This is a genomic window from Kocuria rosea (assembly GCF_023715525.1).
GTDB lineage: Bacteria > Actinomycetota > Actinomycetes > Actinomycetales > Micrococcaceae > Kocuria > Kocuria rosea_A.
This window is the reverse complement of the sequence record NZ_JAMBOG010000006.1, coordinates 94,084-109,100: the sequence shown is the minus strand read 5'-3', so window position 1 is coordinate 109,100 and position 15,017 is coordinate 94,084. Positions and strand designations below refer to the sequence as shown.

At 75.5% G+C, this 15,017-nt stretch carries 10 protein-coding genes; 8 read left to right on the top strand and 2 right to left on the bottom strand.

The window, feature by feature from the left end; translation table 11 throughout:
* Positions 1–279 precede the first annotated feature (279 nt).
* A complete protein-coding gene (locus M3185_RS06140) occupies positions 280–2,475 on the top strand; it encodes a glycosyltransferase (protein ID WP_251332788.1) in 2,196 nt (731 codons plus the stop codon).
* A gap of 262 nt (positions 2,476–2,737) precedes the next feature.
* Here the strand turns inward: M3185_RS06140 and M3185_RS06135 are convergent, their stop codons facing one another.
* Entirely contained in the window at positions 2,738–3,802 is a 1,065-nt protein-coding gene (locus tag M3185_RS06135; RefSeq protein WP_251332787.1) for a threonine aldolase family protein, read from the bottom strand.
* A 254-nt stretch (positions 3,803–4,056) separates the two neighbouring features.
* Here M3185_RS06135 and M3185_RS06130 point away from each other — a divergent pair, with 254 nt between their 5' ends.
* The 5 genes from M3185_RS06130 to ggt all read left to right on the top strand — a co-directional run bounded on the left by M3185_RS06130 (position 4,057) and on the right by ggt (position 11,397).
* A complete protein-coding gene (locus M3185_RS06130; RefSeq protein ID WP_251332786.1) occupies positions 4,057–4,659 on the top strand; it encodes a protoglobin domain-containing protein in 603 nt (200 codons plus the stop codon).
* A gap of 239 nt (positions 4,660–4,898) precedes the next feature.
* A complete protein-coding gene (locus tag M3185_RS06125) occupies positions 4,899–5,315 on the top strand; it encodes an NUDIX hydrolase (RefSeq protein ID WP_251332785.1) in 417 nt (138 codons plus the stop codon).
* Between the two features lie 56 nt (positions 5,316–5,371).
* Positions 5,372–5,845, top strand: coding sequence for a DUF2867 domain-containing protein (locus M3185_RS06120; RefSeq protein ID WP_251332784.1), 474 nt, complete (start codon positions 5,372–5,374; stop codon positions 5,843–5,845).
* Between the two features lie 131 nt (positions 5,846–5,976).
* Complete coding sequence (locus M3185_RS06115; RefSeq protein WP_251332783.1) at positions 5,977–9,495, top strand: proline dehydrogenase family protein; 3,519 nt, start codon at positions 5,977–5,979, stop codon at positions 9,493–9,495.
* Between the two features lie 45 nt (positions 9,496–9,540).
* Entirely contained in the window at positions 9,541–11,397 is a 1,857-nt protein-coding gene (gene ggt, locus M3185_RS06110) for a gamma-glutamyltransferase (protein ID WP_251332782.1), read from the top strand.
* Positions 11,398–11,470: 73 nt separating this feature from the next.
* Here ggt and M3185_RS06105 read toward each other — a convergent pair whose 3' ends face one another.
* The gene (locus M3185_RS06105; protein ID WP_251332781.1) at positions 11,471–13,033 is read right to left on the bottom strand and encodes a nucleobase:cation symporter-2 family protein; all 1,563 of its coding nucleotides are present in this window, start codon (positions 13,031–13,033) and stop codon (positions 11,471–11,473) included.
* Between the two features lie 137 nt (positions 13,034–13,170).
* Here M3185_RS06105 and M3185_RS06100 point away from each other — a divergent pair, with 137 nt between their 5' ends.
* Both M3185_RS06100 and M3185_RS06095 read left to right on the top strand, forming a co-directional pair.
* Positions 13,171–13,875 (top strand): hypothetical protein, encoded by a 705-nt coding sequence (locus M3185_RS06100; protein ID WP_251332780.1) that lies wholly within the window; start codon positions 13,171–13,173, stop codon positions 13,873–13,875.
* Positions 13,876–13,955: 80 nt separating this feature from the next.
* Positions 13,956–15,011, top strand: coding sequence for an LLM class flavin-dependent oxidoreductase (locus M3185_RS06095; RefSeq protein ID WP_251332779.1), 1,056 nt, complete (start codon positions 13,956–13,958; stop codon positions 15,009–15,011).
* Positions 15,012–15,017 lie beyond the last annotated feature (6 nt).

Below are 15,017 nucleotides of genomic sequence, written 5' to 3'. Positions count from 1 at the left end.
CGGGAGGGGCCGACCCCGGAGCACTGGTCCTCCGGGCGGGTGCCGCCGGCGGGGATGGTGCGCTGTGTCCTCCCACGATCCAGGATCGGCACGCGCAAGGGCAAGGCGGATCCGTGCGGACCTGCAACTTCGTACACGGAACGCGCTCTGACCTGCGGCGTCAGCATGTCCGCGACGGCGTCGCGGGGAGCAATGTTGCCCGTGCGGGGCCGGGGCGGCCACCGCGCGGCGGAGAGGACAATGGAGGCGTCCGGATCGTCCGAGGAGAGGTCGTCCCCCATGCGCGCAGCAGTGCTGACCGAGCTCGACGGGGCGCCGCGCGACGTCGTCGCCGAGGCCGAGCTACGGGCCGTGCTCGAGCAGCTGGCGGCGCGGGGCGTCGAGGCGGTCGGGGAGCCCGACGAGAAACCCTTGGCGGAGGGCGTGCGGACGACCGCCGGGGAGCCGGCCCCGCCCGCGGGCAGCGGGGCGGCCGAGGCCGTGCTGATCGTGGGCGGTGGGACGGACGAGCCCCTCGCCGGGGCGCCGCTCACCCGCTGGGCCGACGCCGCCGGCGCCGCCGCCCGGGCCGGCCGGCCGGTGGTCGTCACGGGCCTGGCCCTCGACGCCGGCTGCGCCGGTGCCCGGGCCGAGCGGGTGCGGGAGCTGCTCGGGGCGGCCTCCTTCGTGGGCCTGCGCGACCCTGCTTCGCTCGCCGTGGCCCGCCGATTGTGCCCCGATCACCCCGCCCTGCACGTCGGGAGCGACGCCACCGCCCTCCTCGCCGTGCCGGGGCCTGCGCCGGAACCCGCTCCGGATCCCGCACGCGCACCGGAGGGGGCGGGGCGGCCGCGCATCGTCGTGGCGCTCACGCCCGCAGCGGGCCCGTTCACCCCCGACGAGGCGGCCCCGGTGCTCACCGCGCTGCTCGACGCCCTCGTGCACCGCACGGGCGGAACGGTCGAGCTCCTGCCGGGGGCCGCGGGGCCCCCCGGGCCCGATCCGGCCTTCCACGACCGCGTCGCCGCCCAGCTGACCGCGCCGCGGCGCGGCCCGGGGGAGGAGCGCGCCGCCGGGACCGCGGACGAGGTGGTCGCCCGCACGGCGTCCGCCGACTACGTCGTGACCACCCGCCCCCGGGCGGCGGCCCTCGCCGCAGCGGGCGGAGCCGCCGTCCTGCCCGTCCCGACCAGTGCATATGCCGAGCAGCGCATGCAAGGGGCGCTGAGCGGGTGGGGGCTCGTGGAGCACGCCGTGCCCCTCGCCGCGCTGCTCACCCCCGGCGACGCCGCCTGGGACACGCGGGCCGCGGCCCAGCAGTGGGCGGAGGAGACGGTCGGACGCCGGGAGGCGGTCCGCTCCGCCCTCGCCGCGGCCGCCCCGGCCCGCCGCGCCGCGGCCGCGCAGTGGTGGGACGCCGTCGCCCGCGCCCTCCGCAGCGGCGCCCCCGGCGACGTCCCCGCGCCCGGAGCCGCTCCGCGCGGGGTGGGCGCTCCCGTGGCCCGCGCCCTCCGGCGGCGGTACACGGTGCCCGAGGCGGCCGGGGCCCGCCCCACCGTGGCGGTGGTCCTGCGCACCCACGACCGCCCCGTGCTCCTGCGCCGCGCCCTCGACGACGTGCTGGGCCAGACGTTCACGGACTGGAGGCTGGTGGTGGTCGGCGACGGCGGGGACGCCGGTGCGGTGGCGGCGCTCGTGGAGGAGCGCCGCGAGGCACTCGCCGGCCGGGTCACCGTGCTGCACCACCGCCGCCCCCTGGGAGCCTGGGCGGCCGCCAACCGGGGGCTGCGGGCGGCCGACTCGGAACTGGTCGTCCTCCACGACGACGACGACCAGTGGCACCCCACGTTCCTGCAGCGCGCCGTGTCCCACCTCGAGAACCCGCTGGTCTCCGACGACGGGGTGCTGGTGCGCACGGAGGTCGTGCACGAGCAGGTCGAGCAGGACCGGATCCGGGAGCTCGACCGGGAGCTGCTGTGGCCCGGACGGCGCGACGTCACCCTCGCGGACCTCCTGCGCGGTGACGCCACCGCTCCCAGCTCGTTCCTCTACCGCCGGGCGGTGCACGGCGTGCTCGGGGACTACGACGAGTCCCTGACCGGGGCGGGGGAGTGGGAGTTCCTCCTCCGGTTCCTCGAGACCTTCACCGCGGGCCTGCTCGACGGGCGCCCGCTCGCCCTCCGGGGCGCGCTCCCCGACGAGCCCCCCGCGCGGGCGGAGGCACGGCGCCGGGAGGACCTGCTGGTGCGGGAGCGCCACCTCAGGCAGTGGACCTCCGAGAACGGCATCGGTCTGCCGCTGTACCTGAGCCGGGAGGCGCAGGACCAGGCCGGCCGGCTCCACCGGCGGATGGACGACTCCGAGCTGCTCGTCCGGGAGCTGCTCGCGCTCGCCCGCGAGCAGGCCGAGCGCATCGACCGGCTGGAGCGCACGGTCGCCGAGAAGGGGTTCGTGGCGTTCCTGCGGCGGACGTGGCGGGCCCTGGTGGGCCCCTGACCCGTTCCGGTGGAAGCCCGGGGCGCCTCCTCCCGCCGCCACGGCGACGATCTGCCGCGTGTCCCCCTGCAGATCCAGGATCTGCAGCGCCTGAGCCAACCGCTGGGCCCACTGGTCCAGCTCCGGACTTCCACCGTCGTGCACCGCCATCACGTCTCCTCCGGGCCGGGGGAGCCCCCGTCACGGGGCCGGACGGCACGGCAGGGGCACCCCGGCCCCAGGATCAGCACGGGAACCGGGGATGCACAACGACGCACCCCCGTCAGCGGGAGGACTCCTCCCGCAGCGCCTCCAGGAACCCGTGGACGTCCCGCGGGGACGTGTCCCACGAGCACATCAGGCGCACCTCCCCGGTGGTCTCCTCCCACACGTAGAAGGGGTAGCGCTGCTGCATCCGGGCGGTGACGTCCGCCGGCAGCACGGCGAAGACCGCGTTGGCCTGCGGCGCCTGCGTGACCTGGACCCCCGGCACGTCGGCGAGGCCGTCGGAGAGCCGCTGCGCCATGCTGTTGGCCCGCCGGGCGGCCGTCACCCACAGGTCCCCGGAGTACATGGCGAGCAGCTGCACGGAGACGAAGCGCATCTTGGACGCCAGCTGCGTCGAGAGCTTGCGCACGAACCGGGGCTGCCGCACGGCGTCGGGGTTCACCACGACGACGGCCTCCGCCCCCATCAGCCCGTTCTTGGTCCCGCCCCAGGAGAGGACGTCCACCCCGACGTCGACCGTCAGCTCGCGCAACGAGACGTCGAGGGCCGCCGCCGCGTTGGCGAGGCGCGCGCCGTCGAGGTGGACGGTCAGCCCCAGCCCGTGCGCGTGCTCGCACACCGCGCGCAGTTCCTCCAGCGTGTAGAGGGTGCCGAGCTCGGTGGACTGGCTCAGCGTGACGACGCGCGGCTGGGCGTGGTGCTCGAAGCCGAAGCCGTGGGCCTCGCGGTCGATCAGCTCGGGCGTGAGCTTGCCGTCGGGCGTGGGCACAGGGAGCATCTTCACGCCGCCGACCTTCTCGGGAGCGCCGCACTCGTCGACGTGGGCGTGGGCGGTGGCCGTGCAGATCGCCGCGTCCCACCGGTCCGTCATGGCGGAGAGGGCGACGACGTTCGCTCCCGTCCCGTTGAACACGGGGTAGCAGACCGCCTGCTCCCCGAAGTGGCGGCGGGCCACGTCCTGGAGGGCCTCGGTGTAGGGGTCCGCGCCGTAGGCGCCCACATGCCCTTCGTTGGCGGTCCCCAGCGCCTGGAGCACCTCGGGGTGGACCCCCGCGTAGTTGTCACTGGCGAAGCCCTTGCGGGCGGGGTCGTGCAGACGGGTCAGGGGGGTCTCGGTCACGGCATTCCTTCCGGAGGGTGGCGGCGCAACGGGCGGGCCTCGCACTCTACTAGGACTCCCGCACCGGGATCCCCGGACCGTCCGGGTGGTCCGCGGCCGGCCCGCCGTCGGCCGTTCCGGGGACGGGGCGCCGCCGCGCCCGTAACACCTGCTTCGCACGGGGCGATCCCGTGCTCGCCCCCGCCGACTCGACTATTTTGGGCACTCCCGGCAGGGCCGCCGTGGGGCCGAGAGGCAGAGACGAGGCAGCGGCGATGAGTGCACAACCGCAGGAAGGCATCCCGGGCTACGACTACGGATCCGCGAGGATCCCGCGGTCGCCCGTGACGACGGAGGAGCTCGGACTGCTCCGTCGGACCGTCCTCCTCACCGACGAGGACGAGAAGTACCTGAGGATGGCGGGTGAGGCCCTCGAGGGGCAGACCGACGACGTCCTCGACGTGTGGTACGGATTCGTGGGGGACCACCCCCACCTCCTCCACTACTTCGCCGACGCCCGCACGGGCGAACCGGACGCCGAGTACCTCGCGCGGGTGCGGGCACGGTTCGCCCAGTGGATCCTGGACACGTGCCGGCGTCCCTACGACCAGGCGTGGCTGGACTACCAGGAGGAGATCGCGCTGCGGCACACCAGCAGGAAGAACGAGACCGACAGTGCCCGCAACGCCCCGCCCGTCGTCCCGCTGCGCTACCTCATCGCGTTCATCTACCCGATCACGGCCACCATCAGGCCCTTCCTCGAGAAGAGCGGGCGGTCCGCCGCCGACGTGGCCCGGATGCACGACGCCTGGTTCAAGGCCGTGACCCTGCAGATCGGTCTGTGGTCCCGTCCCTACGCGCGGGACGGACACTTCTGATCCGCTGATCCGCTGATCCGCTGATCCGCTGCGGCGACGGGGGCGGCGCACCGGCCGCCCCGGCGGCAGGCGGCGCGGGAACGCCACGAGGACCGCTCCACGGTGGCACCTCCTCGATCGGCCCGGGACGGGTCCGGCCCGCCGGGGGTGCTCCCAGGGCCGGGCGCGGCCCGGTCCACCGCATCCGTCCGGGAGCGGGGACGGTGGGAGCGGGCCGGAGCCCTTGGTAGCGTCGGGGCATGCGCGTCGTGCTGGCCGCCGCAGCGGTGGTCGTGGGGACGGACGGCCGGTTCCTCCTGGTCCGGAGGGGCAAGGAGCCCCAGCGCGGACGGTGGACCGTGCCGGGGGGCTCGGTGCTGCCCCGCGAGACGGTCGAGCAGGCCGCCGTCCGCGAGACCTTCGAGGAGACCGGCGCCCGGGTGCGCGCGGAGCGCGAGCTCGGCGTCGTGCGGGTTCCCGGCGGCCGGGACGTCGTGTACGAGGTGCACGACGTCGCCGCGACATACCTCGGCGGCACGCTGCGGGCGGGCGACGACGCCGACGCCGTCCGCTGGGTCGCCCCGGACGAGTTCCGGGCGCTGGAGACCACCGACGGGCTCCTGGCGCACCTCGTGCGCTTCGGGGTCCTGCCCGCCCCGGAGGAACCCCGGCGGTGAGGGCGTGCGCTGCTCGGCGCGCGACGAGGCCGGGGCGCACGTGCTTGGATGAGCGCATGGCACGGACGCGCGGGTTCTACGTCGACACCGTCGAGCGCACCACCACGGCCGGGCAGGACGCCGTGTGGGCCGTGGTCGAGGGCCTGGGCGGGGAGCGCGGCTGGTACAGCACCGACCCGGTGTGGTTCGCCCGCGCCGCGGCCAACCGGCTGCACCTGCCGCCCTCGCGGCTGCGCCACCGGGAGGACCCGCGGCGACTGGCCGTCGGGCAGCGCCTGGACTGGTGGACGGTCGAGGCCCTCGAGCCCCCGCGGCGGCTGCGGCTGCGCTCGCTGGTGCGCATGCCGGGGGAGGCCTGGCTGGACATCAGCCTCCATCCCGGCCCCGGAGCAACGCTACTCTACCGCCAGACGACGGTGTTCCGGCCCGCCGGGGCGGCAGGCCACGCCTACTGGTGGGGGATGCTCGTCCCGCACCGGGTGGTCCTCGGCCGGCTCGCCGGGGACGTCCTGCGGCACGCCGGCTCCTGAGCCTCTTCCGCCCGGACCGGTGCGGTCGTAGCGTGGTCTCACCGGCCACTGTGGCGCCCGGTGGAAGCGGCCGGCGGCCGGGGGTGGGCCTCGGCACCGCCGCCGGGCGGAGCCTGCAGGAGTGTGCCGCCATGTCCGCCGACGCCCCGTCCGTCCCCGACTCCCATGCCCTGGCGGACGACGCCGTGGCCCTCGTCCGCGACTGGCTCACCCGGGCCGGCGACGGGCGCCGGCACTGCGACCCGGCCGCGGCCCGCCTGGCCACCGTCCTCCAGGACCCCCACGGGCTCGACTTCACCGTCGGCTTCGTGGACCGGGTGGTGCGCACCGAGGACGTCGAGGCCGCCGCCAAGGCCCTGCACGCGCTCGCCGAGATCGTGCCCCGCACCATGCCCCGGGCCGACCGCGCCGAGCTCCTCGCCGGCGCGGCCCTGGCGCCGACCGCCCCGCGCATCGTCGTGCCGGCCGCCCGCACCCGCTTTCGCCGGCTGGTGGGGCACATGATCGTGGACGCCCGGCCCACGCCCTTCGGCGAGGCCGTCAGGAGGCTGCGGGCCCAGGGGCACCGGCTCAACATCAACCTGCTGGGCGAGGAGGTCCTCGGCCGGGCGGAGGCGGACAAGCACCTCGCCGACGCCGCCGCGCTGCTGGACCGGGACGACGTCGACCACGTCTCCCTGAAGATCTCCTCCGTGGTCCCCCAGCTCTCCCACTGGGGCTTCGAGGGCACCGTGGAACAGATCGTCGACCGGCTGGTCCCCATCTACCGCTCCGCGGCCGGGGCCCCGGCCGGCACGAAGTTCATCAACCTCGACATGGAGGCCTACTCCGACCTGCACCTGACCACCGAGGTCTTCACCCGCCTGCTCGAGCGCCCGGAGCTGCGCGGGCTCGAGGCGGGGATCGCGGTCCAGGCCTACCTGCCGGACGCGCTCGCCGTCGTCCAGCGGCTCTCGGCGTGGGCAGGGCGGCGGGTGGCGACCGGCGGGGCCGGGATCAAGGTCCGGCTGGTGAAGGGCGCGAACCTGCCCATGGAGCGGGTGGACGCCGAGCTGCACGGCTGGCCCCTGGCCACCTGGTCCACCAAGCGGGAGACCGACACCCACTACAAGCGCGTGCTGGACTGGCTGTTCGTGCCCGAGCGGATGGCGGGGCTGCGGCTGGGCGTGGCCGGGCACAACCTCTTCGACCTCGCCTTCGCCCACCTGCTCGCCGACCGCCGCGGGGTGACGGGGCGGATCGTGTTCGAGATGCTGCAGGGCATGGCGGTCGAGCAGGCCCGGGCGGTCAGCACCGACGTGGGCGAGCTGCTCCTCTACGTGCCGGCCGTGCGCCCGGTCGAGTTCGACGTGGCCGTCTCCTACCTCGTCCGGCGGCTGGAGGAGAACGCCTCCCCCGAGAACTTCATGTCCGGGATCTTCGGGCTGCGCCCCGACAACGAGGTCTTCCGGCGCGAGGAGCAGCGCTTCCGGGCCGCCCTCGACGCCCTGGCCGCCGACGACGACGTCCCGGCCCCCTTCCGCGTCCAGGACCGGGCGGCGGCCGGCGCCGGCTCCCTCCGCCTGCCGCTCGACGAGCCGTTCCGCAACGAGCCCGACACCGACGTGTCCGTGCCGGCCAACCGGGCGTGGGCCGAGCGGGTCGCCGCCCGGATCGCGGACCGCGAGTGGTTCGACGCCCTGCCCGTCCCGGACCCGCTGGGACCCGGGGACGTCGAGCGCGTGGTGGCGACCGGGCGGGCCGCCGCGGAGGCCTGGCGCGCCCGCGGCGCCCGCGAGCGCGCCGAGATCCTCGACCGCGCCGCCGGCGTCCTGGCCGAGCGCCGCGCGCACCTGCTCGCCGTCGCCGGGGCGGAGGCGGGCAAGACCCTGGACCAGGGCGACCCGGAGGTCTCCGAGGCCGTCGACTTCTGCCGCTGGTACGCCCGCCGGGCCCTCGAGCTCGAGGGCGTCGACGGCGCCCGCTTCGTCCCCGACCGGCTCGTGCTCGTCACCCCGCCCTGGAACTTCCCGCTGGCGATCCCCACCGGGTCCACGGTCGCGGCCCTCGCCACCGGCGCCGCCGTCGTGCACAAGCCCGCCCCCGAGACCCGCCGCTGCTCGACCGCCGTGGTGCAGGCGCTGTGGGACGCCGGCGTCCCGCGCGACGTGCTGCAGCTGGTCGACTCGGCCGAGGGGGAGACCGGCCGGGCGCTCGTGGCCCACCCCGGGGTGGACCGGATCGTGCTCACCGGCGCCTTCGGGACGGCCCGGCTGTTCGGCTCCTGGCGGGGCGGGCGGCCGATGACCGCGGAGACCTCCGGCAAGAACGCCGTGGTCGTCACCCCGAGCGCCGACCGGGACCGGGCGGTGTGGGACCTGGTGACCAGCGCGTTCGGCCACGCCGGGCAGAAGTGCTCGGCCGCGTCCCTCGGCATCCTCGTGGGCAGCGTGGCGGGGTCCCGGCGGTTCCGCCGGCAGCTGCTCGACGCCGCGTCCTCGATGGTCGTGGACTGGCCCCAGAACCTCCAGGCACGGGTCGGCCCGGTAATCTCCGAGCCCGGGGACAGGCTGCACCGGGCGCTCACCCGGCTCGACCCCGGGGAGGAGTGGCTGCTGGAGCCCCGCCCCCTCGACGGCACCGGACGGCTGTGGCGCCCCGGGATCAGGACCGGGGTGGCGCCGGGCTCCTTCTTCCACCGCACCGAGTGCTTCGGGCCCGTGCTCGGGCTGATGAGCGCCGCGGACCTGGGCGAGGCCATCGAGCTGCAGAACGCCGTGGAGTACGGGCTCACGGCCGGGCTGCACTCCCTCGACCCGGAGGAGATCAGCACGTGGGCGGACCTCGTGCAGGCCGGCAACCTCTACGTCAACCGCGGGACCACCGGCGCGATCGTCCGGCGCCAGCCGTTCGGCGGGTGGAAGAAGTCCGCGGTGGGCCTCGGCGCCAAGGCGGGGGGCCCCAACTACCTCGTCCAGCTCGGCACGTGGGAGAAGGCCCCGTTCGCCGCGCCCGGCGCGGGCGCGGCGCTGGAGCCGCGGCTCGCCCACCACCTCGAGGAGCTGGTGCCGCTGCTGCCGGAGGCGGACGCCGCCTGGCTGAGGGCGTGCGCGGAGCAGGACCAGACCTGGTGGGAGCAGGAGTTCGGCCGGGCCCACGACCCCGCCGGCCTCGGGTGCGAGGCGAACGTGTTCCGCTACCGCCCCCGCGACGTCGTCGTGCGCGCCGCCGAGGACGCGTCCCTGACGGACGTGGCGCGGGTGGGACTGGCCGCGGCCCGCTCGGGCTCCCGCGTCGTCCTCGCCCCGGCCGCGGAGGTGCCCCCGCAGGTCCGTGAGCTGTTCCGCTCCGTGCTGGCCCCCAGCGGGGACGAGGCCTTCGCCCGGGTCGCGGCCGGCTGGTCCGACCCCGGCGGGGGCGGGCGGATCCGGGTGGTCGGCACCGGGCACGGGCTCGCCGAGGCCCTCGCGGACCGGCCGGAGGTCGCCCTGCTCACGGACCCGGTGGTGGGCGCCTCGCGGGTCGAGATGCTGCCGATGCTCGCCGAGCAGTCCGTCTCCGTCACGATGCACCGCTTCGGCAACCCCTCGACGGACGCCGAGACGGTGGTGCGCCACCTCATCGCCGTCCCGTCGGCCGTGGGGATGCCCGTGCAACCATCGGAAACCTGACCGCCCGCCCTGGTGGGGCCCGGAGGACGGTGCCAGCATGAGGGCATGCGTGCATCCCTGAGGTACCTCGCACTGGGGCTGGCCGGGGCGCTCGGCGTCACCGGCACCGCACTCGGCGGCTCCGCGGCCGTCGCCCGGGAGGAGCGGCAGCACGAGCGCCACGGGCCGCCCGTCGCAGCGGAGCCGCCCAAGGTGCCCACGATGACCGGCAGCGGCGGCGCGGTCTCCTCGGTGGACCCCCTCGCCAGCCGGGCGGGCATCGACGTCCTCGAGCGCGGCGGCAACGCGGCGGACGCCGCCGTGGCCGCGGCCGCGGTCCTGGGGGTCACCGAACCGTACTCCGCGGGCATCGGCGGCGGCGGGTTCTTCGTCCACTACGACGCCGGCACCGGGGAGGTCCGCACGATCGACGGGCGGGAGACGGCCCCGGCCACGTACACGGAGGACGAGTTCCTGGGCGCCGACGGCGAGCCCCTCGACTTCGCCACCGTGGTCAGCTCGGGCAAGTCCGTGGGCGTGCCCGGCACCCCGGCCACGTGGGAGGCCGCGAGCGAGGAGTTCGGCACGATGGACCTGGACCGGCTGCTGCGGCCCGCGGAGCGGATCGCGGCCCGCGGCTTCGCGGTCGACGAGAACTTCGCCGAGCAGACGGCGCAGAACGCCGAGCGCTTCCGGATGTTCCCCGAGACCGCACAGGTGTTCCTGCGCGACGGCGAGGCGCCCGAGGTCGGGACCGTGTTCCGCAACCCCGACCTCGCCCGCACCTACCGCACGATCCGCACCCACGGCGTCGACGCCTTCTACGAGGGCTCGATCGGGCGGGCCGTGGTGGACGAGGTCCGCGACCCCACCACCGCCGAGGGCGTGGACGTGTTCGCGGGCGAGCTGACGGAGGACGACGTGGCCGCCTACGAGGCGGTGTTCCGCGACCCCGTCTCCACCGAGTACCGCGGCCTGGACGTCTACGGGATGGGCGTCCCCAGCTCCGGCGGCATCGCGGTGGCCGAGACGCTGAACCTGCTCGAGGCCTACGACGAGCGCACCGGTGAGGACCTCTCGGAGGTCTCGGAGGCCCAGTATCTGCACCGCTTCTCGGAGGCCACCGCGACGGCCTTCGCCGACCGCAACCGGTGGGTCGGGGACGTCGCGGGGGTGCCCGTCGAGGAGCTCACGAGCCAGGAGTTCGCCGACGAGCGGGCCTGCCTGTTCGACCCCGCCGCGGCGCTGCCGCGGCCCATCCCCTTCGGGGAGCCCGACGGCGACTACGCCGCCTGCGCGCCGTCCGGGGCCCGACAGCCCGAAGCGGCCGGCGGCGTCTCCACCACCCACCTCAACGTGGCCGACCGGTGGGGCAACGTGGTCTCCTACACCCTCACCATCGAGCAGACCGGCGGCTCCGGCATCACGGTCCCGGACCACGGGTTCCTGCTCAACAACGAGCTCACCGACTTCAACTTCGCCCCCGTCACCGAGGGCGTCAAGGACCCGAACCTGCCGGCCCCCGGCAAGCGGCCCCGCTCGTCGATGAGCCCCACGATCATCCTGCGGGACGGCGAGCCGTGGATGTCCGTGGGCACCCCCGGCGGGGCGACCATCATCACCACCGTGGGCCAGATCATCACCGGGCACGTCGACCGGGACCTGCCCCTCGTGGACGCGATCGCCGCGCCGCGGCTGAGCTCCCGCAACGGCCCGGAGGAGGCCGACCTCGGCCTGGCCGACTCGGCGGTCGGCCGGCAGCTGAGCGGACTGGGCCATGAGCTCGTCCCGCCCCCGCGGCGGTGGATCGGCAACGCCTCGGCCATCCGGATCCTGGAGCGAGGCCGGTTCACCTCCGCCGCGGAGACCGAGCGCGGCTACGGCGGCTCGGCGATGGTGGTCCGCCCGGACCGGGAGCGCTGACCGGGAGCGCCGGTCCGGGGCGCCGGGCCGGCACCGGCCGGGACGGGCGCCCGCCCCGGCGCCTCCGCCGTGGTCAGTCCTGCCGGCAGGCCTCCCGGACCTGCTCCGCGCTGGACAGCTCGCCCGACTCGATGCGGGCCCGCAGCGCCTCGTACTGCTCCTGGCTCGTGGCGTGCGGGACCTCGCGGCCGTGGGCGTCCACGAGCCGTCCGTCCACGAAGGTGTCCCCGTCCTGCAGCGCGGCGAACTCCCGGGGGCTCAGCACCCGCAGGCCCACGGCGCCCATGCCCATGGCCTCCGTCCGGCGGCGTCCGCCGAGCTCGTTGAACAGCAGGTTGAGCACCAGCGCCATGACGGCCGCCGAGGAGATGCCGGAGGAGAAGATGACCCCCACCCAGTCCGGGAACTGCGCGTAGAACGCGGGCACCACGATGGGCACCATGCCGAAGGACAGGGCCACCGCGACGACGACCAGGTTCGCCCCGCCGCGGTAGTCCACGCGGGCCAGGGTGCGGATCCCCGAGGACATCACCGTGCCGAAGAGCACGACGCCGGCCCCGCCCATGACCGGCAGGGGGATGGCGGCGATGACCTGCCCCAGCACGGGCAGCATGCCCAGCACCACCATGAACGCCCCGCCCAGGGCCACCACGTACCGCGACCGCACCTTGGTGATGGCCACCAGGCCCACGTTCTGCACGAACGCGGTCTGGGTGAAGGAGTTGAAGACGGGGGCCACCGCCGAGGAGAGCATGTCCGCCCGCAGGCCGTCGGCGATGCGCCGGGCGTCCACCCGCGATCCGGTGATCTCGCCCAGGGCCATGATGTCCGCGGTGGTCTCGGCCATGTTGACGAAGATCACGATGGTCATGGCCACGACCGCGGCGAGCTCGAAGGTCGGGGCGCCGAAGTGGAGGACGGAGGGCAGGGCGAACCACGCGCCCTCCCCCACGGCCGAGAAGTCGGCGACCCCCAGCAGCCACGCCACCACGGTGCCGCCCAGGACGGCCAGCAGGATGGCCAGGCGGGAGACCGCGGGCCCGCCGAACCGGGACAGCACCAGCACCAGCAGGAGGGTGAACCCGGCCAGGGCGATGTTGGCCGGGGAGCCGTGGTCGGGCGACCCGGCGTCGCCGCCCATGGCCCAGCCGGCGGCGACCGGGACCAGGGTGATGCCGATGGTCGTGATGATCGTCCCGGTGACCACCGGCGGGAAGAAGCGCAGGACCTTGGCGAAGAAGGGCACGGCCAGGAAGCCGATCAGGGAGGCCACCATGATCGAGCCCATGACGGAGGGCATCCCGCCGTCGGAGGCCAGCACGGAGAGCATGGTGGCGATGCCGGTGAAGGACACGCCCTGCACCAGCGGCAGCTGCGAACCGATGCGCGGCAGCCCCCAGGCCTGGACGAACGTGGCGAAGCCGCCCACGAACAGGGCCGCGGCCACGAGCAGCGCGGTCTCCTGGGGGCCGTAGCCCGCGGCGCCGGCCACGACGAGCGGCACGGCGACGAGGCCGCCGTACATGGTCAGGACGTGCTGCACGGCGTGGACGGCGGTGCGTCCCAGGGGCAGCCGCTCGTCCTCGGGGCGGGGTGCGGTGGGCGCGGATTCCGGGGCGCGGACGGCGAAGGGCATGGGGCATCCTCGGGACGGGGGCGGGGTCTGGGAGAATGGTAGCCCTCCGGACCGGCCCCCTCGCCCGTCGTGCGCCGGGCCTGCGCCGGAGCCCGGCCCCGGTCCCGCACCCGTCCCGCCCCACCCAGGAGCAGCCCGTGTTCAGCCACGCCCCCGCCGACCGCCCCAGCCCGTCCGACGCCGCCCTCGGGGACCCCGCCCTGGACGCCCGGTGGCGCGCCGCGACCGCGGGCTGGCGGCCGTCCTCGATCCGGTCCGCGGACCCCGGCCGCACCTGGGCGTGGGTGCGCCACGCCTGGGAGGACCTCCTGCGGGAGCCTGCGCCCGGCCCGGAACCGGACGACGACGCCGGGTCCGGCGCCGCCGCGGGTCCGGGCCGGCGGGCGCAGGACCTGCTCGCCGTGGCGGCGCTGCTCGCCCTCCGGGACCGGTTCCGGGCCGTCGCCGCCGGGGGGCCGGTGCCGGCCGAGGTCCCCGATCCCCGCCGGGACGGCGCCCCCCTGGAGGACGACGAGGCGCTCGCGGTCGTGCGGCGGACGTGGGAGATCGACCCGCAGGAGGCCGAGGAGGACCCTGCCGGCTTCGCCGCGGAGGTCTCCGGGTTCCTCCAGGACCACCTGGACGAGCTCGCCGACGAGGTCCGGGACCGCATCCTCGCCCGCCGCGGGCCCACGCAGGTGTTCGCCGAGCTGTGGAGCCTGGACCACGGGGACGAGCTCGACCCGGGGCCGGAGCAGGACGGCCGGGCGCCCTTCCCGCTCTCCACGGACGACATCGCCTGGATCGTCAGCGGCGTGCCCGGCCCGGAGAAGCACACGGCGTGGGAGTGGCTCACGCGCTGAGCGGAGGAGCCGCCCCGGAATAACGGCAGCCGCGGAGCGCTTATAGGGACACGTCCACAAAACTGCGACCAGGAGCTCCCATGACCCTCCAGCTCGGCCTCAACACCTTCGGGGACATCTACCCCGGTCCCGACGGGCGGATGCTCAGCGGGGCCCAGGTGATCCGCAACGTCGTCGCGGAGGCGGTGCTGGCCGACCAGGTCGGCCTGGACTTCTTCGGCGTCGGGGAGCACCACCGCGAGGACTTCGCAGTTTCCTCGCCGGAGACCGTGCTGGCCGGCATCGCCACGGTCACGGAGCGGATCCGGCTGGGCTCGGCGGTCACGGTGCTGAGCTCCGACGACCCCGTGCGCGTCTACCAGCGCTTCGCCACGGTCGACGCGCTCTCGCACGGGCGCGCGGACGTCATCCTGGGGCGCGGCTCCTTCACCGAGTCCTTCCCCCTCTTCGGCTACCCCCTGGACGAGTACGAGGCGCTGTTCGAGGAGAAGCTCCAGCTGTTCGACCGGCTGCGCACCGAGGGCGAGATCACCTGGTCCGGCCGGCTGCGCGCGCCCCTCGAGGGCCTGGAGGTCTTCCCCAAGACCGAGTCCGGGGCGCTGCGCACGTGGATCGCCGTGGGCGGGTCCCCGAACTCCGTGGTCCGCGCCGCCCACTACGGGCTGCCCGTGATCTTCGCGATCATCGGCGGGCGCCCGGCCGCCTTCCAGCCCTTCGCCGACTACTACCGGGAGGCCCTCGCGCACTTCGGCCGGGAGCCGCAGCCGGTGGCGTTCCACTCCCCGGGCTACGTGGCGCGGACCGACGAGCAGGCCCGCGAGGAGTTCTTCCCGCACCAGGCCTACACGCACGCCAGGATCGGGAAGGAGCGGGGCTGGGGCCCGCTCACCCGGAGCGAGTTCGACGCGATGTGCGGGCCCGAGGGCGCCTACTTCGTGGGCTCGCCCGAGACCGTCGCGCGCAAGATCGTGCGGTCCTCGACGGCGCTGGGCGCCTCCCGCTTCGACCTCAAGTACGCGGTGGGCACCCTGGACCACGCCCGGATGACGCGCAGCATCGAGCTGTTCGGCACCGAGGTGCGCCGCTACGTCGAGGACATGCTCGCCGACGGCACGGCCGACGGCGCTGCCCGGTAGGAGCGG

What these genes read in the sequence shown, in the direction of transcription:
- M3185_RS06115 (WP_251332783.1), top strand. Translation starts at nt 5,977, where the DNA reads ATGTCCGCCGACGCCCCGTCCGTCCCCGACTCCCATGCCCTGGCGGAC.
- M3185_RS06125 (WP_251332785.1), top strand. Translation starts at nt 4,899, where the DNA reads ATGCGCGTCGTGCTGGCCGCCGCAGCGGTGGTCGTGGGGACGGACGGC.
- M3185_RS06095 (WP_251332779.1), top strand. Translation starts at nt 13,956, where the DNA reads ATGACCCTCCAGCTCGGCCTCAACACCTTCGGGGACATCTACCCCGGT.
- M3185_RS06105 (WP_251332781.1), bottom strand. Translation starts at nt 13,033, where the DNA reads ATGCCCTTCGCCGTCCGCGCCCCGGAATCCGCGCCCACCGCACCCCGC.
- ggt (WP_251332782.1), top strand. Translation starts at nt 9,541, where the DNA reads ATGCGTGCATCCCTGAGGTACCTCGCACTGGGGCTGGCCGGGGCGCTC.
- M3185_RS06130 (WP_251332786.1), top strand. Translation starts at nt 4,057, where the DNA reads ATGAGTGCACAACCGCAGGAAGGCATCCCGGGCTACGACTACGGATCC.
- M3185_RS06140 (WP_251332788.1), top strand. Translation starts at nt 280, where the DNA reads ATGCGCGCAGCAGTGCTGACCGAGCTCGACGGGGCGCCGCGCGACGTC.
- M3185_RS06120 (WP_251332784.1), top strand. Translation starts at nt 5,372, where the DNA reads ATGGCACGGACGCGCGGGTTCTACGTCGACACCGTCGAGCGCACCACC.